1 protein-coding gene is annotated in these 661 nt (G+C 37.4%); it reads right to left on the reverse strand.

The features are described from left to right. Positions 1 to 466: 466 nt before the first annotated feature. Positions 467 to 661: hypothetical protein (locus GMA8713_RS27910; RefSeq protein WP_062715576.1), on the reverse strand; the 195-nt coding region annotated here is incomplete at its 5' end.

The raw sequence follows: 661 nt of genomic DNA on the forward strand, positions 1-661 counted from the left end.
TTATCATTGTTTCGTTTTCCATATCAAAGCGCGATGACCTAGATATATTACAGAAGTCACTTCAAATTTTAATCATTTGGCTTTTACCTTTAATTTCTTCCTTCTGTTTTTTTCTTTTTCTTACTATCCAATTTTATTTCAACATTCCTGCCTTTGTTTTTTTTTCTGCTTTTTCTCTTTTCTTCCTTTTCTTCTCTTTTTCTACCTCGTCTTTTACGCCTTCATCCCTCTTCTTCTCTCCTTTCTCTTCCTCTTTTCTTTTCCCTTTCTCCCCTCTTTCCCCCTTTCTTACTTTTTTCCTCTTTTCTTCCTTTCCCTTCCTGTTTTTCTTCCTTTCCGTCCTCTCCCCCTTTCTTTTCCTTCTCTCTCGCTTTTTACTTCCATCTTCTTCTTTCCTTCCTGCCCCTTTTTTTCTTCCCCTTTATTTTTATTTCTTGCTCCTTTTCTCTCTTTTTCTCTATTTCTCCTATTTCCTCTGCTCTTCTTTCTCTCTTCCTCTCCCTTCTTCCCTTTTCCCTCTTTCCCTTTTTTTCCGTCCTCTCCCTTCTTTTCGCTCTTTACCTCTCCCTTTTTCTTTTCTCCCCTCTCTTTTCTTCCTTTCCCTCTTTTCCTTTTCTTTCACTTTTCTCTCTTGTTTCTCTTCCTTTTCATCTTCTCTTTC

Source organism: Grimontia marina (genome assembly GCF_900060185.1).
Taxonomy (GTDB): Bacteria; Pseudomonadota; Gammaproteobacteria; order Enterobacterales; family Vibrionaceae; genus Enterovibrio; species Enterovibrio marinus.